The sequence below is a fragment of the Mesorhizobium sp. M0854 genome (assembly GCF_040319815.1).
Lineage (GTDB): Bacteria > Pseudomonadota > Alphaproteobacteria > Rhizobiales > Rhizobiaceae > Mesorhizobium.
On sequence record NZ_JAMYOL010000003.1, the window covers coordinates 414643 to 434054 of the forward strand.

General features: G+C 63.6%; 21 protein-coding genes. 12 read left to right on the forward strand and 9 right to left on the reverse strand.

Annotated elements, in window-relative coordinates; genetic code table 11:
- Nucleotides 1-37: 37 nt before the first annotated feature.
- From hmgA to NKH99_RS07805, 5 genes are read left to right on the forward strand one after another with little or no spacing between them, the layout of a single operon-like run.
- Entirely contained in the window at nucleotides 38-1351 is a 1314-nt protein-coding gene (gene hmgA / locus NKH99_RS07785) for a homogentisate 1,2-dioxygenase (RefSeq protein WP_353013447.1), read from the forward strand.
- Nucleotides 1352-1361: 10 nt separating this feature from the next.
- Complete coding sequence (locus NKH99_RS07790) at nucleotides 1362-2249, forward strand: MBL fold metallo-hydrolase (RefSeq protein WP_353013449.1); 888 nt, start codon at nucleotides 1362-1364, stop codon at nucleotides 2247-2249.
- Entirely contained in the window at nucleotides 2246-3268 is a 1023-nt protein-coding gene (locus tag NKH99_RS07795) for a fumarylacetoacetate hydrolase family protein (protein ID WP_352682140.1), read from the forward strand. The genes NKH99_RS07790 and NKH99_RS07795 overlap by 4 nt, the downstream gene beginning before the upstream one ends.
- Nucleotides 3265-3558, forward strand: coding sequence for a hypothetical protein (locus NKH99_RS07800; RefSeq protein ID WP_352617748.1), 294 nt, complete (start codon nucleotides 3265-3267; stop codon nucleotides 3556-3558). The genes NKH99_RS07795 and NKH99_RS07800 overlap by 4 nt, the downstream gene beginning before the upstream one ends.
- Nucleotides 3559-3562: 4 nt before the next feature.
- On the forward strand, nucleotides 3563-4117 hold the full coding sequence (locus NKH99_RS07805; RefSeq protein WP_352542355.1) for a DinB family protein: 555 nt from the start codon (nucleotides 3563-3565) through the stop codon (nucleotides 4115-4117).
- Here the strand turns inward: NKH99_RS07805 and NKH99_RS07810 are convergent, their stop codons facing one another.
- The 3 genes from NKH99_RS07810 to hppD all read right to left on the reverse strand — a co-directional run bounded on the left by NKH99_RS07810 (nucleotide 4118) and on the right by hppD (nucleotide 5901).
- Nucleotides 4118-4495: a type II toxin-antitoxin system VapC family toxin gene (locus tag NKH99_RS07810; protein WP_352542356.1), complete on the reverse strand. Its 378-nt coding sequence runs from the start codon at nucleotides 4493-4495 to the stop codon at nucleotides 4118-4120.
- Nucleotides 4492-4716 (reverse strand): type II toxin-antitoxin system Phd/YefM family antitoxin, encoded by a 225-nt coding sequence (locus tag NKH99_RS07815; RefSeq protein WP_352473643.1) that lies wholly within the window; start codon nucleotides 4714-4716, stop codon nucleotides 4492-4494. The genes NKH99_RS07810 and NKH99_RS07815 overlap by 4 nt, the downstream gene beginning before the upstream one ends.
- Nucleotides 4717-4785: 69 nt before the next feature.
- Nucleotides 4786-5901, reverse strand: coding sequence for a 4-hydroxyphenylpyruvate dioxygenase (gene hppD, locus NKH99_RS07820; protein WP_353013452.1), 1116 nt, complete (start codon nucleotides 5899-5901; stop codon nucleotides 4786-4788).
- Between the two features lie 141 nt (nucleotides 5902-6042).
- Between hppD and NKH99_RS07825 the strand changes: the two genes are divergently transcribed.
- Nucleotides 6043-6510 (forward strand): Lrp/AsnC family transcriptional regulator, encoded by a 468-nt coding sequence (locus NKH99_RS07825; RefSeq protein ID WP_352525401.1) that lies wholly within the window; start codon nucleotides 6043-6045, stop codon nucleotides 6508-6510.
- Nucleotides 6511-6772: 262 nt separating this feature from the next.
- Here the strand turns inward: NKH99_RS07825 and NKH99_RS07830 are convergent, their stop codons facing one another.
- The 4 genes from NKH99_RS07830 to aztA form a co-directional block, all read right to left on the reverse strand.
- On the reverse strand, nucleotides 6773-7111 hold the full coding sequence (locus NKH99_RS07830; protein WP_352699058.1) for a protein tyrosine phosphatase family protein: 339 nt from the start codon (nucleotides 7109-7111) through the stop codon (nucleotides 6773-6775).
- A 123-nt stretch (nucleotides 7112-7234) separates the two neighbouring features.
- Nucleotides 7235-8176, reverse strand: coding sequence for a zinc ABC transporter substrate-binding protein AztC (gene aztC / locus NKH99_RS07835; protein ID WP_352473647.1), 942 nt, complete (start codon nucleotides 8174-8176; stop codon nucleotides 7235-7237).
- Nucleotides 8177-8200: 24 nt separating this feature from the next.
- On the reverse strand, nucleotides 8201-9076 hold the full coding sequence (gene aztB / locus NKH99_RS07840; RefSeq protein WP_352542391.1) for a zinc ABC transporter permease AztB: 876 nt from the start codon (nucleotides 9074-9076) through the stop codon (nucleotides 8201-8203).
- Complete coding sequence (gene aztA / locus NKH99_RS07845) at nucleotides 9076-9888, reverse strand: zinc ABC transporter ATP-binding protein AztA (protein WP_352836547.1); 813 nt, start codon at nucleotides 9886-9888, stop codon at nucleotides 9076-9078. Before aztA ends, aztB begins: the two co-directional genes overlap by 1 nt.
- Nucleotides 9889-10112: 224 nt before the next feature.
- Here aztA and NKH99_RS07850 point away from each other — a divergent pair, with 224 nt between their 5' ends.
- On the forward strand, nucleotides 10113-10457 hold the full coding sequence (locus tag NKH99_RS07850; protein WP_352836545.1) for a RidA family protein: 345 nt from the start codon (nucleotides 10113-10115) through the stop codon (nucleotides 10455-10457).
- A 169-nt stretch (nucleotides 10458-10626) separates the two neighbouring features.
- Here the strand turns inward: NKH99_RS07850 and hutC are convergent, their stop codons facing one another.
- Together hutC and NKH99_RS07860 are read right to left on the reverse strand one after the other, a co-directional pair.
- Nucleotides 10627-11388 (reverse strand): histidine utilization transcriptional repressor HutC, encoded by a 762-nt coding sequence (gene hutC, locus NKH99_RS07855; protein WP_353013456.1) that lies wholly within the window; start codon nucleotides 11386-11388, stop codon nucleotides 10627-10629.
- Nucleotides 11385-12737, reverse strand: coding sequence for a formimidoylglutamate deiminase (locus NKH99_RS07860; protein WP_352873199.1), 1353 nt, complete (start codon nucleotides 12735-12737; stop codon nucleotides 11385-11387). The genes hutC and NKH99_RS07860 overlap by 4 nt, the downstream gene beginning before the upstream one ends.
- 98 nt (nucleotides 12738-12835) lie before the next feature.
- Between NKH99_RS07860 and hutI the strand changes: the two genes are divergently transcribed.
- The 5 genes from hutI to NKH99_RS07885 all read left to right on the forward strand — a co-directional run bounded on the left by hutI (nucleotide 12836) and on the right by NKH99_RS07885 (nucleotide 19145).
- Nucleotides 12836-14086 carry an imidazolonepropionase gene (gene hutI, locus NKH99_RS07865; RefSeq protein ID WP_352682120.1) on the forward strand — a complete coding sequence of 417 codons (1251 nt, stop codon included), beginning with the start codon at nucleotides 12836-12838 and terminating at the stop codon, nucleotides 14084-14086.
- A complete protein-coding gene (gene hutH / locus NKH99_RS07870) occupies nucleotides 14083-15618 on the forward strand; it encodes a histidine ammonia-lyase (RefSeq protein WP_352881637.1) in 1536 nt (511 codons plus the stop codon). Before hutI ends, hutH begins: the two co-directional genes overlap by 4 nt.
- A 409-nt stretch (nucleotides 15619-16027) precedes the next feature.
- A complete protein-coding gene (gene hutG, locus NKH99_RS07875) occupies nucleotides 16028-16846 on the forward strand; it encodes an N-formylglutamate deformylase (protein ID WP_353013459.1) in 819 nt (272 codons plus the stop codon).
- Between the two features lie 32 nt (nucleotides 16847-16878).
- Nucleotides 16879-18549 carry a urocanate hydratase gene (gene hutU, locus NKH99_RS07880; RefSeq protein ID WP_353013461.1) on the forward strand — a complete coding sequence of 557 codons (1671 nt, stop codon included), beginning with the start codon at nucleotides 16879-16881 and terminating at the stop codon, nucleotides 18547-18549.
- Nucleotides 18550-18557: 8 nt separating this feature from the next.
- Nucleotides 18558-19145 (forward strand): HutD/Ves family protein, encoded by a 588-nt coding sequence (locus tag NKH99_RS07885; RefSeq protein ID WP_353013463.1) that lies wholly within the window; start codon nucleotides 18558-18560, stop codon nucleotides 19143-19145.
- Nucleotides 19146-19412 lie beyond the last annotated feature (267 nt).

A 19412-nucleotide genomic window follows, 5' to 3' on the forward strand; every position in this document is an offset into this window, starting at 1 on the left:
AAACGATGCTCCGAGACCATGAATTCGGGAGGATTCCATGGCCTATTCCTACATGCCGGGTTTCGGCAACGACTTCGAGACCGAGACTCTGCCGGGCTCGCTGCCGCAAGGGCGAAACTCGCCGCAGCGGCCGGCCTACGGCCTCTATGCCGAGCAGCTTTCGGGCTCTCCTTTCACCGCGCCGCGCGGCACCAATGAGCGCTCCTGGCTTTATCGGATAAGGCCGAGCGTCAGGCACACCGGTCGCTTCAAAGCGGCGAATTATCCGCTTTGGAAAAGCGCGCCGAACGTCGGCGACCATCAGCTCGCACTCGGCCAGTATCGCTGGAGCCCCGTGCCGATGCCGAAGGAACCGACCGATTTCATCGCCGGCATGCGCTCGATCACCACCGCCGGCGACGTGCTCGGCCAGACCGGCATGGCGGCACACGTCTATGTCGCCAATCGCTCGATGGTCGACGATCATTTCTTCAACGCCGACGGCGAGTTGCTGGTCGTGCCCCAGGTTGGAGCCTTGCGCTTCGTCACCGAGATGGGTGTTATCGAACTCAGGCCGGGCGAGATTGCCGTGCTGCCACGCGGCCTGGTGTTCAAGGTCGAACTGGTCGATCCGCAAGTGCGCGGCTATGTCTGCGAGAATTACGGCGCCAAGCTGACGCTGCCGGATCGCGGTCCGATCGGCGCCAATTGCTTGGCCAATCCGCGCGATTTCAAGACGCCCTGCGCCTGGTTCGAGGACAAGGACACGCCCTGTCGGCTGATCGCGAAATGGTGTGGCCAGTTCCATGTCACCGAAATCGACCATTCGCCGCTGGATGTGGTGGCGTGGCACGGCAATTATTCGCCCTACAAATATGATCTTGCGACCTTTTCGCCGGTCGGCGCAATCCTGTTCGACCACCCCGATCCGTCGATCTTCACCGTGCTGACCGCGCCGAGCGGCGAGGAAGGCACCGCCAATATCGATTTCGTCATCTTCCCGCCGCGCTGGCTTGTGGCGGAAAACACTTTCCGCCCGCCCTGGTATCACCGCAACATCATGAGCGAGTTCATGGGCCTCATACATGGTCAGTACGATGCCAAGGAAGAGGGCTTCGTGCCCGGCGGCATCAGCCTACACAACATGATGCTGGCTCACGGACCCGATGCGTCTGGCTTCGAAAAGGCCTCGCGCGCGGAGCTAAAACCGGTCAAGCTCGACAACACCATGGCCTTCATGTTCGAGACACGCTTTCCGCAGATGGTGACCCGCTATGGCGCCGAGCTCGAAACCCGGCAGGACAATTACATCGACTGCTGGGCCGACCTGAAGAAGCGCTTCAACGGCACGCCAGAGGGCGACTGGTCTTGAGCGCCGTCGCATGATGGATCGTCTGGTGCTTCTGGGTTCGAAGGGTGGCCCGGCGCTGCGGCCGGGCGGGCCGTGGCCGAGTTCGTCACTGCTTGAGATTGGCGGCCGCACCCTCGTCGTCGATTGCGGGCTGGGCGTAACGCGCGGGCTGACCGATGCCCGTGTCAGCCTGAAGGCGCTCGACCTCATCTTCATCACGCATTTGCATTCCGACCATGTGGTGGAACTCGGACCTCTCATCCACACCGCCTGGACCGCCGGCCTGGCAACAAAGGTCGCCGTGTTCGGCCCGCCCGGCACCGGCTACTATTGGCAGCGCTTTTGCCAGGCGATGGAGTTCGACATCGAGATCCGCATCGCCGATGAAGGCAGGCCGGATATCCGCGACCTGGTTTCGATCGTCGAGTTTGGTGAAGGCCAGGTGGCGGAAGAGCGCGGTCTCAAAATATCGGCGCTGCGTGTCGACCACCCGCCGGTGACGGATTGCTTTGCGCTGCGCTTCGATCATGCGGGGCAAGGCATCGTCTTTTCGTCGGATACGGCGTTCTTTCCGCCATTGGCGGATTTCGCCGAGGGCGCCGACGTCCTGGTCCACGAGGCCATGCTGGAAAAGGGTATCGAGCGGCTGGTCGCGAAGACCGGCAACGGCGCAAGGCTGAGGGAACACCTGCTTGCCAGCCACAGCTTTGCCGAGGAAGCGGGCCGCATCGCCAGCGAGGCAGGCGTCAAAAGACTGGTCCTCAACCACCTCATTCCCGCCGACGATCCCGAGATCGGCGAGGCCGACTGGATTGCCGCCGTCAGGAAAACATGGGCCGGCGACTTGACGATCGCCCGCGACGGCCTTGTTGTGGAATTAAGCAGCGCCAAAGCTGCGCCAGGAGAGGAAACCGCATGAAGCTTGCCACATTGAAGGACGGGACGCGCGATGGAAAGCTCGTCGTCGTCTCGCGCGACCTGACGCGGTTTACCGATGCTTCGTTCCTGGTGCGCACGCTGCAGGCCGCGCTCGACGACTGGCATCGCATCGCCCCGCATCTCGCTGCCATGGCGGAATCGTTGGAAAACAATGCGGTACCGTCCGCGCGCTTTCACGAGCACGACGCCCATTCGCCGCTGCCGCGCGCCTACCAATGGGCCGACGGCTCGGCCTATGTGAACCATGTCGAGCTGGTGCGAAAGGCGCGCGGTGCCGAGATGCCGGCAAGCTTCTGGACCGATCCGCTGATCTACCAGGGCGGCTCGGACGCTTTCCTCGCACCGCGCGACCCGATCCGCATGGTCGACGACACCCTTGGCATCGACATGGAAGGAGAGGTCGCCGTCATCGTCGACGATGTGCCGATGGGCGCAAGCCTCGATGAGGCGCGGGCGGCGATCCGGCTGGTCATGCTGGTCAACGATGTAACGCTGCGCGGCCTGACCGGACCCGAGCTCGCCAAGGGGTTCGGCTTCTACCAGTCGAAACCGTCATCTGCCTTTTCGCCGGTTGCGGTGACGCCGGACGAGCTGGGCGATGCCTGGGACGGCGGCAAGGTCAGCCTGCCGCTGCTGGTCGATCTCAACGGCAAGCCGTTCGGCCGGGCGAACGCCGGCATCGACATGACCTTCGACTTTCCGGCGCTGATTGTTCACGCCGCAAAAACGCGGCCGCTGGCCACCGGCACCATCGTCGGTTCGGGCACCGTCTCCAACAAGCTCGACGGCGGGCCGGGCAAGCCTGTCTCGGCGGGCGGCGCCGGCTATTCCTGCGTCGCCGAGCTGCGTATGATCGAGACCATCGAAACCGGCGAACCGAAAACGCCGTTCCTGCGCTTTGGCGATAGCGTGCGCATCGAGATGAAGGACAGGGGTGGGCATTCGATCTTCGGCGCCATCGAGCAGAGGGTCGAGAAGTACGAGGGGGCAAGAGAATGACGGGCGAGACATTCTATCTGCTGTGCGGTGTCTGGGCCCTTGTCATGCTGGCGATCTTCATCCTGGCGATCCGCCTGAGCTATCGCATCGAGGCGCGCTCGCCAGGCCTGACCAACCGCAGCGGCTTTCCGCGCAAGGCGATGATGTTTCACACCGTCACCAACACGAATGTCGCGCTGGACCAGGAAACGCAAGCCATGCGGCGGCACATGATCGGGCTGCTGCTGATTGTTTTGGCTGGGTTTGCGCTTCTATGGGCGGGTGTGTCGCTATTCCGGGTCGCGCCGTGAAGTCATGGACCTGCTGAACCATTTCCGGCGCATGGCAGCCAACAATCTGTGGTCCAACGACCGGCTCTACCGCGCCGTGCTGCAGCTTGAGCCCGGCGAATTCGAAGCCGAACGGACGAGCTTCTTTCCGTCGATCAAGGCAACGCTGAACCACATCCTGGCGGTCGATCACCTCTATCTCGATTTTCTCGAAGAGGGCGGCGTCGGCGCCGCCGCCCATGACGATTTTGTGCCGTTCAATGATGCCAAGGCGCTTTTTGTTGCACAGGCGGAGGCCGATCGGCGGCTGATCGCCTTTTGCGGCCGCCTGTCGGCGGACGATCTCGAGCGCCGCGTTCTCACCGACCGGCGCGAGGACGGCATGATACCGGAACGGATCGGTGACCTGCTCGCCCATCTCTTCATCCACGACATCCATCATCGCGGCCAGGTGCACGCGATGCTATCCGGCACCTCGGTGAAACCGCCGCAACTCGACGAGTTCTTGCTCGGCTATGATCTGAAACTCAGGAAAGCGGAGGTTGAGCGGCTGGGCTTGCGAGACCAACTGCTTGGATAATCATGCCAAAGCCACATCGTAACGAGCGAAATGCGGGTCGGATGTCAGGATGGTGAGGTTCTCCACTTGCGCCTGCGCAATCAGAAGTCTGTCGAACGGATCACCATGGTGGTGGGGTAGGCCGCCGACGGCGTTCGCGTGCTGGAAGGTTACGGCGAGCGGCTGAAATTGCATCCTTGGAAGCAGCGCTGGCAGATCGTCCGGCGCATTAAGTTTTCTGATCGAACGTTTGATGGCAATTTCCCAGACGCTTGCCGCGCTCGCGAACACCACCGCTTCCGAAGCCAGAATGACGCGGTGGTGCTCGCTAAGACGTCGATCGTCCGAAATCGACCAGAGGATGATGTGTGTGTCGGCGAGAAACGGGCCGACCGTCATTTCACGTACTCATCCCACTCGGGACCGAGTTCATCAAAATCGTCCGCAATCCAGATCTTGCCCTTCAACGCGCCTATACGCGGCAGGGGTTCGGCCACTGCCGGAGGTACGATACGCGCCGCCGCCTTGCCGTGGCGTGTGAGCACGATCTCCTCGCCGGCTTCCGCGCGGCTGACGAGTTCCGACAATTTGGCCTTGGCTTCGGCAATTGAAACATTCATGGTCAGACCTCTTATGACCAGAATTTAGGTCATAATTGATCAAACCACAAGGCACCTCGGCCGAGTTGGCTACGCTGCCTTGCCGTCCACCTTCAGCACGCCGCGCTTGATCTGGTCCTGCTCGATCGACTCGAACAAGGCGCGGAAATTGCCCTCGCCAAAACCTTCGTCGCCCTTCCTCTGGATGAACTCGAAGAAGATCGGGCCGATCACTGTCCTGGAAAAGATCTGCAGCAGGATCTTGGTGGTGCCGCCGTCGACGACGCCTTCGCCGTCGATCAGGATGCCGTGCTTTTTCATACGTTCAATCGGCTCTTCATGGCCGTTCACGCGGGCATAAGACATGTCGTAATAGGTCTCCGGCGGGCCCGGCATGAACTTCAGGCCGTTGGCGGCCAGCCTGTCGGTGGCACCGTAGATGTCGTCGGTGCCGACGGCGATGTGCTGGATGCCCTCGCCATTATACTTCTTCAGATATTCGGCGATCTGGCTGGTCTCGTCCTTGGACTCGTTGAGCGGAATGCGGATCTTGCCGCAGGGCGAGGTGATGGCGCGGCTGACCAGGCCGGTGATCTTGCCGTCGATGTCGAAGAAATGGATCTGTTTGAAGCCGAACAGGTCGCGATAGAAATCCCACCATTTGTCCATCTGGCCGCGATAGACATTGTGGGTGAGGTGGTCGAGGTAATAGAAGCCGACGCCTTCCGGCTTCGGGTCACGCTCGCCCAGCCAGTCGAACTCGGCATCATAGGCCGAGCCCTTCTCGCCGTAGGTTTCGATGAAATAGAGCAGCGACCCGCCGATACCGACGATCGCCGGCACATCGAGCGTCTTGTCGTTGCCTTCATAGGGCGTCGCGCCCTTGGCCACCGCGTGATCGAAGGCATGCCTTGCATCGACCACCCGCCACGCCATCGAGGCGGCGCAAGGGCCGTGCTTGTCGACGAATTTCATGGCATGCGAGCCGGGTTCGGCATTGACGACATAGTTGATGTCGCCCTGTCGCCAGACGGTGATGTCCTTGCTGCGGTGCTTGGCCACCGGCACATAGCCCATGCGGGTGAACAACTCGGCGAGCTTTTCCGGCTCGGCATGCGCGAATTCGACGAACTCGAAGCCGTCGGTACCGGCGGGATTGGTTTTGCTGATCGTGGCGGGCGGTGCGTCGTGCGGGAAGGGACCCATGGCAGTGTCCTCCAAAGCTGTTGTTGGCCGGGAAAAGCCATCTCAACACAATGATAACGCGGACGCGGTGCATGGTGCTTGCATTCAAACGCTTGAAATGATCAGATAATGCGTGAATTGTGCATATGTTTGGAAAAATCCATGGATGACGCGCGCATCGACCAGTTTGACCGCAAGATAATGGCTCTGTTGCAGGGCGATGCACGGCTGACCAACAACGATCTGTCGGAACGGGTGAACCTGTCGGCGTCGCAATGCTCGCGCCGTCGCCAGCGGCTGGAGGAGGACGGTTATATCAAGGGCTACCGGGCGGTGCTCGACCGCGACAAACTCGGCTTTTCCCTGGTCAACGTCATTTCGGTGACGCTCGCCACCCACAACCGCGACAATGCGCGGCGTTTCGGCGAACTGGTGGCGCGGCTGCCGCAAGTGCAGGAAGCGCACGCGCTGACCGGCGAGATGGATTATATATTGAAAGTGGTGACGCCGGACCTGAAGTCGCTGTCGGAATTCGTCAACGGTGTGCTGCTGCCGCACGAATCGGTGCAGCATGTGAAGACGGCGATCGTGCTCGAGACATTGAAGGAAACCGGCGCGCTGCCGATTTAGCCCAGACGGCTTTTCGTTAGATATGGCGGAGGGACAGCACCCAGGACAGCACCCCCCTCTGGCCTGCCGGCCATCTCCCCCTCAAGTGGGGAGATTGGCAGCTCTGACCTCGCTGCCCACTCCGCAACGCTGAAAATTGGCGAAAGCCAACGCGACATCCAATCTCCCCACTTGAGGGGGAGATGTCCGGCAGGACAGAGGGGGGTGTGAAGGATCGCCACAGTGCGGAACTTGACTTCCTCCGCTCGGAACGTGAGGCCTCTCACCCCTTCGACTGCTTGATCAGCCCATAGAGATTGGTGCAGCGGGCGCCGGAACGGCAATAGGCGAAGACCGGGCCATCAAGCTCATCCAGTGCCTCGGCCTGGTCCTCGACATTCTCGGCCGTGATCTGGCCGCTGATGACAGGGATGTAGCGGAAGGCGAGCCCGGCGCCCTCGACCGCCGCTTTGACGGTGTCGGCCGATGGCTGGCCGGGCTGCTCGTCGTCCGGCCGGTTGCAGATCACGCTCTTGAAGCCGGCGGCCTTGATGGTCGCGACATCTTCGGGCTGGATCTGGCCGGAGACCGAATAGTCCTCGCTGATCTGACGGTATTCCATGGCTGGGGTCCTCACAATCTGGCTAGCGGCAGTCTTGCCACTCCCGGACCCGGTCGGCAACCGCCATTAGATAGAAATCGGGCCGGGCAATTTCAGCCCGACCGGATGGAGTGACTAGACAGCTCAGCTGCCGAGGATCGCGCCTTTGATCTGGGCGATGTTATTGTGCATCAGGTCGATATAGGTCGCGGCCGGGCCGTCGGGCTGCGACAGCGCATCGGAATAGAGCGTGCCGCCCACCTTGATGCCGGTCTCGCTGGCGATCTGCTCGATCAGCCGCGGGTTGGTGATGTTCTCGACGAAGATCGCCGCCGCCTTGTCCTGCTTCACCTGGCTGACCAGCTTGGCGACGTCGGCGGCGGAGGGCTCCGACTCGGTCGACACGCCTTCCGGGGCCAGGAACGTCAAGCCGTAGGCCTGCTCGAAATAGCCGAAGGCGTCATGCGAGGTGATGACGACGCGCTTCTCCTGCGGGATCGACTGGATCGCCGCCTGCACTTCGCCCTCAAGCGCCTCGAGCTTCTGCGTATAGGCGGCTGCGTTGGCCTTGTAGCTGTCGCAACCCGCAGCGTCGGCCGTGCAAAAGGCGTCGGCGATGTTCTTCACATAGATCTTGGCATTGGCGATCGACTGGAAGGCATGCGGATCGGTGACCGTCTTGCCGCCATCGGTTTCCGCGCCTTCGGCGGCATCGGCCTCGGCGAATTCGGGTTTGAAATTGATCGGCGTGACCCCCTTGGTCAGCACGGCAATCGAAGCCTTGGTGGCGCTGGCGTCGACCAGGCGCTGCAGAAAACCTTCGAAATGCAGGCCGTTGACCAGCACGATGTCGGCCTTGGCCATCGTCACAGCATCGGCGGGGCTCGGCTCGTAGACGTGGGCGTCGCCGTCAGGCCCGACGATGGTGGTCAGATCGATGCGGTCGCCGCCGACATTCTTGGCGAAATCGGCGATGATCGTGAAGCTGGCGACCACCTTCAAAGGCTCTGCGAAGGCCGAAGATGCGCCAAAGGCGGTTAATGTTATAACGCTCACGGCCAAAGCGGCGCGGATCGATTTCAGCATGGACTAGGTTCTCCTTTGTTGGGATCAGGCAGTTCTGTGGCGGTGATGGACGATGCGGGCGCGCAGGATGCCGCGCGTGCCGAACAGGATCGAGGCGAAATAGACGACGCCGGCGGACAGAATGATGGCCGGGCCGGATGGCAATGACGCATGGTAGGACAACAGCAGCCCGGCAATACAGGAGGCAAAGCCGATTACTGTGGCCAGCACGCACATCGGCTCGACGCGCGAGGTCCAGAAGCGGGCCGCCGCCGCCGGCAGCATCATCAGCCCGACCGACAGCAAGGTGCCGAGTGCCTGGAAGCCGCCGACGAGGTTGAGCACGACGAGGCCGAGAAAGATGAAATGCACCGGGCTGCCCATCCGGCTGACCGAGCGCAGGAACAAAGGGTCGAGGCATTCGGCGACCAGCGCCCGCCAGAAGGTGGCGAGGCTGACCAGCGTCACCACGACGATGCCGCCGATCAGCGTCAGCGCCTCGTTGTTGAGCGCCAGCACGGTGCCGAACAGCACATGCATGAGATCGACGCTGGAGCCGCGGATCGACACCATGAGCACGCCGATGGCCAGCGAAATCAGGTAGAAGGCCGCCATCGAGGCGTCCTCGCGCTGGATGGTGAAGCGCGAGACGGCGCCGGCGCCGAGCGCCACGATGATGCCGGCGATCAGTCCGCCGATCGTCATCGGCAGGATCTCCAGGCCATAGAACAGGAAGCCGGCGGCGGCACCCGGCAGGATGGCATGCGCCATGGCATCGCCGGACAGGCTCATGCGCCGCAGCATCAGGAACACGCCGACCGGGCAGGCGCCGAGCGACAGCATCATCGAACCGGCAAGCGCCCGCTGCATGAAGGCGTAGTCGGCGAAAGGAGCGACGAACAGACCGTAAAGCACCTCCATCATGCTGCCCTCGGCCCGGAGCCGTGATAGTGCTCGTGGTCATGGCTGTGCTCGTGGCCACCGTGCTCGTGATCATGCTCGCCGGGCTCACACCATGGCGCGTTGTCCTCCCAGGCTTCGTGGAAGCGGCGCGCGCGCAACAGATTCTCAGGCCGCAGCGTCTCTTTGGTCTCGCCCCAGGCGATCGGCTGGCGCGCCAGGAGCAGTGTTTCGGGGAAATTCTGCCGCACCAGATCGAGATCGTGGACCACAACCATGATCGTGCGTTCCTCGCCGTGCCAGCGCTTGATCAGCGCGATCAGGTCGCCGACCGTCTTGGCATCGACGGCGTTGAACGGCTCGTCGAGCAGGATGAGCTCGGCATCCTGCAACAGCACGCGGGCAAACAGCGTGCGCTGCAGCTGGCCGCCCGACAATGTGTCGATCGGCCGCTTCTCGAAACCGCCTAGGCCGACGGCCATCAGCGCCTTGCTGACCGAGTCGCGGTCTTCCCTTGTATAGCGGCCGAGCATGCCGCGCCGCGGCCACAGGCCAAGCGAAACCAGGTCGACGACCCGGGCCGGAAAGGAGCGGTCGAGCTCCGATTGCTGCGGCAGATAGGCGGCGCGTACGCCGGGCGCCCGGATCACCGTGCCGGCCATCGGCTTCAGGACGCCGACGATGCCCTTCATCAGCGTTGATTTGCCGGAGCCGTTGGCGCCGACGACCGCCGTCAACGACCCCTTGCGGATCGTACCATCGAGGTGGTGGACCGCAGGATGGCTGTTGTAGCCCAGCGTCAGGTCGCGGAAGGTCAGGCAGGTTTGGCTCATGTGACGATCCATGGGGCGACGATCGGTGCTGCAGGGGCGGATTCGATATGTGATGTTATTACATTAGTCAACAAGCCAATCGGGCGGAATTGCGGCCGGGCCGTCATGTTGTCTGCTTTGGCTTGGCTCAAGCGGTTCCGCTCGAGCGGCCTTGCCCGAAACGTATCCCGATCCTAAACAGGCGCAGCCGACAAGAGAAAGCCGGACAAGAGAAGGAATATCCAATGAGCATTCGTCGCATCGATGTGGGCCCGCGCATGAGCCAGATCGTCATCCACGGCAACACCGTCTATCTGGCCGGTCAGGTCGGCAAGCCGGGCGGAAACGTCGGCGCCCAGACCAGGGACATTCTGGCGGCTATCGACGAATTGCTGGCCAAGGCCGGCACCGACAAAACCAAGATCCTGCAGGCGATCATCTGGCTGGCCGACATGAGCACCTTTGCCGAGATGAACGCGGAGTGGGACAAATGGGTACCGCAAGGCAACACGCCGGCCCGCGCCACTGGCGAAGCGAAACTTGCCGGACCGGAATATCTGGTCGAGATTATTGTTACCGGGGCGATTTGAGAGGCGGCTCCTAACCCTCCCCCTCGAGGGGAGGGTCGGCGAGTAGTCGAAGCGAAGCGGAGACTGCGAGACGGGGTGGGGTCGGCGAGGTCGCACCGACCCCACCCCGCGTCACAAAATGCCGCCATGCGGCAATTTGCTCCGCGACCCTCCCCTCAAGGGGGAGGGTTTACCCCTGCGACGGCGTGAACCGCGCCACCAGCGTGTGGTTTTCTGCCGCATAGGTGAAGCGGACATGGGTGACGGGGTGCTCGGCGCTCCATGTCCGCCGCTCGATCACCAGGCACGGCGCGCCGGTCTCGATGTCGAGCGCCGCCGCGATGTGCTGTTCGGCGGCAACCGCGCGAATGCGATGCTCGGCGGCACTCCACGGCACACGGCCGATCAGCCACGGACCGGGCGCCGTGTCGAAAAACGCCTCTTCGGCGGCCTCCGGCACGGCAGCCAGGTTGATCAGCCGCTGCTCGTGGGCGAACGGCCGCTTGCCGGCGAAATGCCGGCATTCCAGCACCAGCACCGGCCCGGCGACGTCGAGTTCCAGCAGGGCGCGGTCGTCGGCGCTGCTGCGCCTTCTGTTTCGCGCCATGCGCTCATAGCGGTAGGGCAGGCCAAGTGCCTCGACCTCGATCCGGATGTCGTGGATTTCGAGAACGGCTGCCTGCGACTGCGGCCGGCGGACAAAACTGCCGGAGCGACGCCGGCGCTCGATCAGCCCGGCCTTGGCCAGTTGCGACAGCGCCTTGTTCACTGTCATGCGCGAACAATTGTATTCGGCCGTCAGTTCATGCTCGAACGGAATGCGGTGGCCGGGCGCCCAGGCACCCGACAGGATCCGTTCGCTGATGTCCGACAGGATGCGCTGGTGCAGCGAAAGAACCTCGCCGCCGTCCGCGCTTCCGGAATCCGCGCTTATTGTCCCGATCATGCTCATGCCGAAAGCGCCGTCATCACCTTGCGGAAGCGCTCGGCGATGGCATCGCGCCTGGCATGGATGCCGCCGCTGACCAGTTTCTTGCCATGCACCCAGACGCAATCGACCTTGGTGCCGTTGGCAAAAATCCAGGCATCAAGGATTGCATCGCCCGTCTTGCCGGCCAGCGATGGATGCTTGCCGTCGAGCGAGACGAAATCGGCCGAGGCACCTGCTGCGATCTGCGAGAGGCCGGCGCCCAACGCGGCACTGCCACCATCGAGCGCTGCATCGAACAAAGCACGGCCGGTCGAGCCACCGGCCACCGCCAGCACGTTGCGGGCGCGGTGGGCGAGGCGCTGCGAATATTCGAGCTGCCGCAACTCGTCCGGCAGGCCGATCAGTACGTTTGAATCCGAGCCGATGCCGAAGCGGCCGCCATGCTGCATGAACAAGGACGCGGCAAAGGTGCCGTCGCCGAGATTGGCCTCGGTGATCGGGCAGAGGCCGGCAACGGCGCCGCTTTTCGTCATTTGCACCGTCTCGGTCTCGGTCATGTGCGTAGCGTGGATGAGACACCAGCGCCGGTCGACCTTGGCGTTGGCAAGCAGCCATTCGACCGGCCGCGCCCCGGACCAGGCAAGGCAGTCCTCGACCTCCTTCATCTGCTCGGCGATGTGGATGTGGATCGGCCCCTCCGGCGCCATCACCGTGATGTCTTCCAGTTCCTCCGGTGTCACGGCACGCAGGCTGTGCGGGGCGACGCCGACGACGCCTTGATTCAGCGCGCGAATGGAGTCTCGGCATTTGTCAACAAGGCGCGAGAACTGGTTCACATCGTTGATGAACCGGCGCTGGCCTTCATTTGGCGCAGCGCCGCCGAAAGAGGAATGCGCGTAGGACACGGGCAGCAAAGTCAGCCCGATGCCTGTCTCGGACGCTGCGGCAACAATGCGCTGCGCCATCTCGGCGATGTCAGCATAGGGCCGGCCATCACGGTCGTGGTGGAGATAGTGAAACTCGCCGACGCGCGAGAACCCGGCCTCCAGCAACTCGACATAAAGCTGGGCCGCGACCGCCTCGACCTGGTCCGGCGTCATCGACAGCGCGAAACGGTACATCACCTCGCGCCAGCTCCAGAAACTGTCGGCGGAAGGGCCGCGCAATTCAGCAAGGCCGGCCATGCCGCGCTGGAAGGCATGGCTGTGCAGGTTCGGCATGCCGGACAAAAGGATGGCACGGCGCTCGTCGCCGGGCAGGAGCGAGGTATTCGCCTCGACCGTGGCGATCCTGCCGTCGGAGATGACGATCCGCACATTGCTGTGCCAGCCGTCGGGCAGAAGCGCCTGTTCTGCAAAGATTGCTGTCACGTTTTTCTCCAAATCCCGGTCTGCCGTGCGATGATAGCGCTTGCAGTGCCTTTTCATATGTATATACATAATCGTCACCTATTGAAACGGAAAAGATGATGGCTGCAGAGAGCAAAAGCCGGGCAGGGGAGGTTCGCCTCTGGCGCAATGCGCGCCTCGCGACCATGGCCGAAAGCAGCCCCGGGTCAGGCGTTGTCGAGCACGGTGCAATCGCCGTGCGCAATGGCCGGATCGTCTATGCCGGGCCGGAAGCCGACATGCCGGCAGCGCTCCGCCCCAGAGCACTTGGCAAAGACGCCGAGGCGACCGACTGCGAAGGCCGCTGGATTACGCCCGGCCTGATCGACTGCCACACCCATCTGGTTCACGCCGACAACCGTGCCAATGAATTCGAGATGCGGCTGGCCGGCGCTACCTATGAAGAGGTTGCCAAGGCCGGCGGCGGCATCGTTTCCTCGGTCAAGGCACTGCGCGCCGCCGGCGAGGACGAGCTGGTCGCCCAGTCGCTGCCGCGCCTCGATGCGCTGATCGCCGAAGGCGTCACCACCGTCGAGATCAAATCCGGCTACGGTCTCGACCTCGAAAACGAGAAGAAGTCGCTGCGCGCCGCACGACGGCTCGGCGGTGAGCGGCCGGTGACGGTCAGGACCACTTTCCTCGGTGCTCATGCACTGCCGCCCGAAGCAAAAGGCGACAAGGACGCTTTTATCGATCTTGTCGCCAACGAGATTTTGCCGGCCGTCGCTGCCGAGGGCCTGGCCGATGCCGTCGACGGCTTTTGCGAAGGCATTGCCTTTTGGCCGGAGCAGATCGCCCGCGTGTTCGATGCCGCAAAGGCTGCGGGCCTGCCGGTCAAGCTCCATGCGGACCAGCTGTCCAATCTGCACGGCGCCGAACTTGCGGCGCGCTATGGTGCGCTATCGGCCGACCACCTCGAATACACCGACGAGGCCGGTGCGGCGGCGATGGCGAAGGCCGGAACCGTGGCGACCATCCTGCCCGGCGCCTACTACTTCATCCGCGAGACCAAGAAGCCGCCGATCGCCTTGTTTCGCCAGCATGGCGTCAGGATGGCCGTTGCCACCGACAACAATCCCGGCACGTCGCCGCTGACCTCGCTGCTGCTGACCATGAACATGGCCGCGACGTTGTTCGGCCTGACCGTCGATGAATGCCTTGCCGGCGTTACCCGCGAGGCTGCCCGCGCGCTCGGGCTGCTTGGACAGACCGGCACGCTGGAGGCCGGAAAATCCGCCGATCTGGCGATCTGGAACGTCGAGCGCCCGGCCGAACTCGTCTACCGCATGGGCTTCAACCCGCTGCATGCCCGCATCTGGAGGGGACAATGACCGAACTCAAGCTAAGGCCGGGCAATGCCACGCTGGCCGATTGGCGCGCCATCTATCGCGGCGCCGCACTGAGGCTCGACGATGCCTGTCGGCCGAAGATCAAGGCCAGCGCCGAGGCCGTCGCCAGGATCGTTGCCAAGGGCGAGCCGGTCTATGGCATCAATACCGGCTTCGGCAAGCTGGCCAGCGTCCGCATCCCCGCCGCCGATCTGGAAACGTTGCAGCGAAATATCGTGCTGTCTCATGCCGCCGGCGTCGGCGAGCCGATGCCCGTCGCAATCTGCCGGCTGATGATGGCGCTGAAGCTGGCCAGCCTGGCACAGGGCGCCTCCGGCGTGCGGCCGCGGACGATCGAGCTGATCGAGGCGATGCTGGCCAACGACGTTATCCCCGTGGTGCCGGCGCAAGGCTCGGTCGGCGCTTCCGGCGACCTTGCGCCGCTGTCGCACATGACCGCCGTGATGATCGGCGTCGGCGAGTGCTTTACCCCGCATGGCCGCTTTCCCGCCAAGGTCGCCTTCGTTTCGCACGGCCTGGAGCCGGTGACACTGGGCGCCAAGGAAGGCCTGGCGCTGCTCAACGGTACCCAGTTTTCGACCGCCTATGCGCTTGCCGCTTTGTTCGAGGCGGAAGTGCTCTACCAGTCGGCACTGGTCGCCGGCGCGCTGTCGACCGATGCCGCCAAGGGCTCCGACGCTCCGTTCGATCCACGCATCCATCTGCTCAGGAAACATCGCGGCCAGATCGAGACGGCCGAGGCGTTGCGCAATTTGATGGCCGGCAGCGCCATCCGTGAATCGCACCGCGTCGGCGACGAGCGCGTGCAGGATCCGTATTGCCTGCGCTGCCAGCCGCAGGTGATGGGCGCAGCACTCGACGTGCTCCGCAAGGCCGCCGAGACGCTCGGCACCGAGGCCAACGGCGTCACCGACAATCCGCTGATCTTTGCCGAGGACGACTCCGCACTTTCGGGCGGCAATTTCCATGCCGAGCCGGTCGCCTTCGCCGCCGACATGATCGCACTCGCCGTCTGCGAGATCGGCTCGCTGTCGGAGCGGCGCATCGCCATGCTGGTCGACCCGGCGCTGTCGGGCATGCCGGCGTTTCTCACGCCCAAGCCGGGTCTGAATTCCGGTTTCATGATCCCTCAGGTCACGGCGGCAGCACTGGTTTCTGAAAACAAGCAAAAGGCCTATCCGGCCAGCGTCGATTCGATCCCGACCTCGGCCAACCAGGAAGACCACGTCTCGATGGCGGCGCATGGCGCGCGCCGCCTCATCGGCATGGTCGAGAATGCGACGGCCGTCATCGGCATCGAATTGCTGGCCGCCGCGCAAGGCTGCGATTTCCACGCACCGCTGGCCTCGAGCGCGGCACTGGAGGCGGTGCGCCGGCTGGTCAGGGCAGAGGTGCCCCATCTCGACAACGACCGGCACTTCCACCCCGACATGGAGAAGGCCATCGCCATGATACGCAGCGGCGCGGCGGTCGAAGCGGCAAGCGCGGTAAAGCTGCCGGGGGTGACGTCGTGAGACGGTTCACCGTCACAGGCCGCGTTCTGTCGCGCCCCCCTCTGTCCTGCCGGACATCTCCCCCTCCAGGGGGGAGATTGGCTGTCGTCTCGGCTTTCGCCAATCTCCAGCGTTGCAGGACTGAGCGAGGCGCCGAAGCTGCCAATCTCCCCACTAGAGGGGGAGATGTCCGGCAGGACAGAGGGGGGCGCTGTCCCGCCAACCTCAGCCCGGCAACACCGAAACTTTCAAATCCAGAAACAAAAAACCCGCCTCAAAGGCGGGTCGTCGGGCCGAATCAGCACCATACCGAATTTAGTAGCATAGCTGCCGGCACAAAGCAAGAACAAAATGCGTTGCGACCGGCAAAAAGCGAGGCCGGTGTTCACGGACGATTGCAAGGTCGCGTTCTGTCGCGCGGAGACTTCCGATGACCTCACGCTCCTGGCTCACCGTCACCCAAGGCACAGCACCCCTGCTGGTTTCGATCCCGCATACCGGCATCGATCTCGCCGGCCTCGACAGCCGGCTGGTCTCGCCCTGGCTCGGCCGCCGTGACGCCGACTGGTGGATCGACAAGCTTTATGACTTCGCCGAGAGCCTCGGCGCGACGGTCGTGCATACGGCGATTTCGCGCACCGTTGTCGACGTCAACCGCGACCCGTCCGGCGTTTCGCTCTATCCCGGCCAGACGACGACCGGGCTCTGCCCGACAGAGACCTTTGACGGCGATCAGCTCTACCGCAAGGGTGAAGAGCCGGGACCGTCGGAGATCGACGAGCGCCGCGAAAAATTCTTCGTACCCTATCATGCCGCTCTGCAGGCCGAGATCGACAGGCTGCGCGCTTTGCATAGGAAGGTCGTCGTCTATGACTGCCATTCGATCCGCTCGGTGCTGCCGCGCCTTTTCGAAGGCAAATTGCCGGTCTTCAATCTCGGCACCAATGACGGCAAGAGCGCCGATCCGACGCTGCAAGCGACGGTTGGCCAGATCCTCGCCGAAACCGGCGAGAGCTACGTCGTCAACGGCCGCTTCAAGGGCGGCTGGATCACGCGCCATTTCGGCCAGCCGCAAGCCGGCGTCCACGCGCTGCAGATGGAACTCTCCAACCGCGGCTATATGCGCGAGCCCGAAGGCAAGGGCGAACCGGCTAACTGGCCGGTGCCTTACGAGGCCGAATTCGCGGCGCCGATCCGCGTCACGCTGAAGAAGATCCTGGAAACCGCGATCGCCTGGGCCGAACGCTGACGCGCGGTGCACCTCACTCGAAAGGGACAATCATGACCGATCCTCGCCACAACATCCGTGAAGTGCGCAGCCCGCGCGGCAGCGAGCTCAACGCCCGCACCTGGCTGACGGAAGCGCCGTTGCGCATGCTGATGAACAATCTCGACCCAGACGTCGCCGAAAACCCCAACGAGTTGGTGGTCTATGGCGGCATCGGCCGGGCGGCGCGCACCTGGAACGATTTCGACCGCATCGTTGCCTCGCTGAAGACGCTTGGCGACGACGAGACGTTGTTGGTGCAATCGGGCAAGCCGGTCGGCGTGTTCCGCACTCATCCTGACGCCCCGCGCGTGCTGATCGCCAACTCGAATCTCGTGCCGCACTGGGCGACATGGGAGAAATTCAACGAGCTCGATAAAAAGGGCCTGATGATGTACGGCCAGATGACGGCCGGCTCGTGGATTTACATCGGCACGCAAGGCATCGTGCAGGGCACCTACGAGACCTTCGTCGAAGCCGGCCGCCAGCACTATGGCGGCAATCTCAGGGGCAAATGGATCCTGACCGGCGGCCTCGGCGGCATGGGCGGTGCCCAGCCGCTCGCCGCGGTCATGGCCGGCGCCTGCTGCCTGGCCGTCGAATGCGATCCCGACCGCATCGATTTCCGGTTGCGCACCCGCTATGTCGATGAGCGCGCCGACACCCTTGACGAGGCGCTCGAAAAGATCGAGCGCTGGACCAAAGCCGGTGAAGCGAAATCGGTTGGCCTGGTCGGCAACACCGCCGACATCCTGCCGGAACTGGTGCGGCGCGGCGTGCGCCCCGACATCGTCACCGATCAGACCTCGGCGCATGACCCGCTCAATGGCTATCTGCCCAAGGGCTGGTCGCTGGCCGATTGGCGCGAGAAACGCACCTCCGACCCGAAGGCCGTCGAAAAAGCTGCCCGCGCGTCGATGCGCGAGCATGTCGAGGCGATGGTGGCGTTCTGGAACGCCGGCGTGCCGACGCTCGACTACGGCAACAACATCCGCCAGGTGGCGAAGGAGGAGGGGTTCGAGAATGCTTTTGCCTTCCCGGGTTTCGTGCCGGCTTACATCCGTCCGCTGTTTTGCCGCGGCATCGGCCCGTTCCGCTGGGCAGCGCTTTCCGGCGATCCCGAGGATATCTACAAGACCGACGCCAAGGTGCGCGAGGTGACCCCCGGCAACACCCATCTGCACAACTGGCTCGACATGGCGCGTGAGCGCATCGCCTTCCAGGGCCTGCCGGCGCGCATCTGCTGGGTTGGGCTTGGCGATCGCCACCGGCTCGGCCTCGCCTTCAACGAGATGGTCGCCAGGGGCGAACTGAAAGCGCCGGTGGTCATCGGCCGCGATCACCTCGATTCCGGCTCGGTCGCCTCGCCGAACCGCGAGACGGAGGCGATGAAGGACGGCTCCGATGCCGTCTCCGACTGGCCGTTGCTCAATGCCTTGCTCAACACCGCGTCCGGCGCCACCTGGGTGTCGCTGCACCATGGCGGCGGCGTCGGCATGGGCTTTTCGCAGCATGCCGGCATGGTCATCGTCGCCGACGGCACGCCCGAGGCGGCCAAGCGCCTGGAGCGGGTTCTGTGGAACGATCCGGCGACCGGCGTCATGCGTCACGCCGATGCTGGCTATGACATCGCGATCGAGTGCGCCCGGGAGAACCAGCTCAACCTGCCCGGCATTTTGGGCTGAGCCGCGCCTTGCGCATCCTTCGGGCAGCCGAATACCGGTCGATGCCGTGGAAGAACGGCGGCGGGGTGACGACGGAGATTGCCGTCTCGCCGCCAGGTGCCGGGCTCGACGATTTCGACTGGCGCGTCTCGATGGCGCTGGTCGAGGGCGGCGGGCCGTTCTCCGGCTTCGCCGGCGTCGATCGGACCTTGGCCCTGCTGGAAGGCGAGGGCATGATCCTCGGCATCGCCGGCCGGCTACCGGTCGAAATCACCAAGGCTTCCGCACCGCTTGCCTTTCCGGCCGACGTGCCGACGCAAGCCACGCTGATCGCCGGTCCGATCACCGACCTCAACGTCATGACCCGCCGCGCCCGGGCGATCCACACGGTCGAGCGCCTGCTGATTTCGGCTCCGACGGAGATCCAGGCCGAAGCCGATGAAACACTCATCCTGTGCGTCGACGGCGAACTCAGCGTGGTCGGCGCGGCGCCCATGCAACTTCGCCCGCTCGACGCGCTGTTGCCCGGGGCGCAAGTGCCGGAACTGCGCCTGGATCCGGTCCGGCCGGCCATGCTGTTCGTGATCCGCATCGACCGCATTGCCGGCAACGATTAACGTCTGTTTCCAAACATGATCGTGACGCCGGCCAAATATCGCGTAAGCTGGTCGCTGCATCACGAAAAAGCCTGAATCTTCCGCCGATCAGAAGCCGAAACGATGCTCATAGTGCTCGCCTGGAAGTTGTCGAAAGACGGCATCTTGTCGTGGTGCGGAAACAAACTTTCGGCCAAGTGTTGCGATGCAACCAATTGCATTTGGACCGGTTTTAGGGACATTGCCGTGGCGGTGATGCCGCACTGCGTCCCCAACACGGAACCTTAG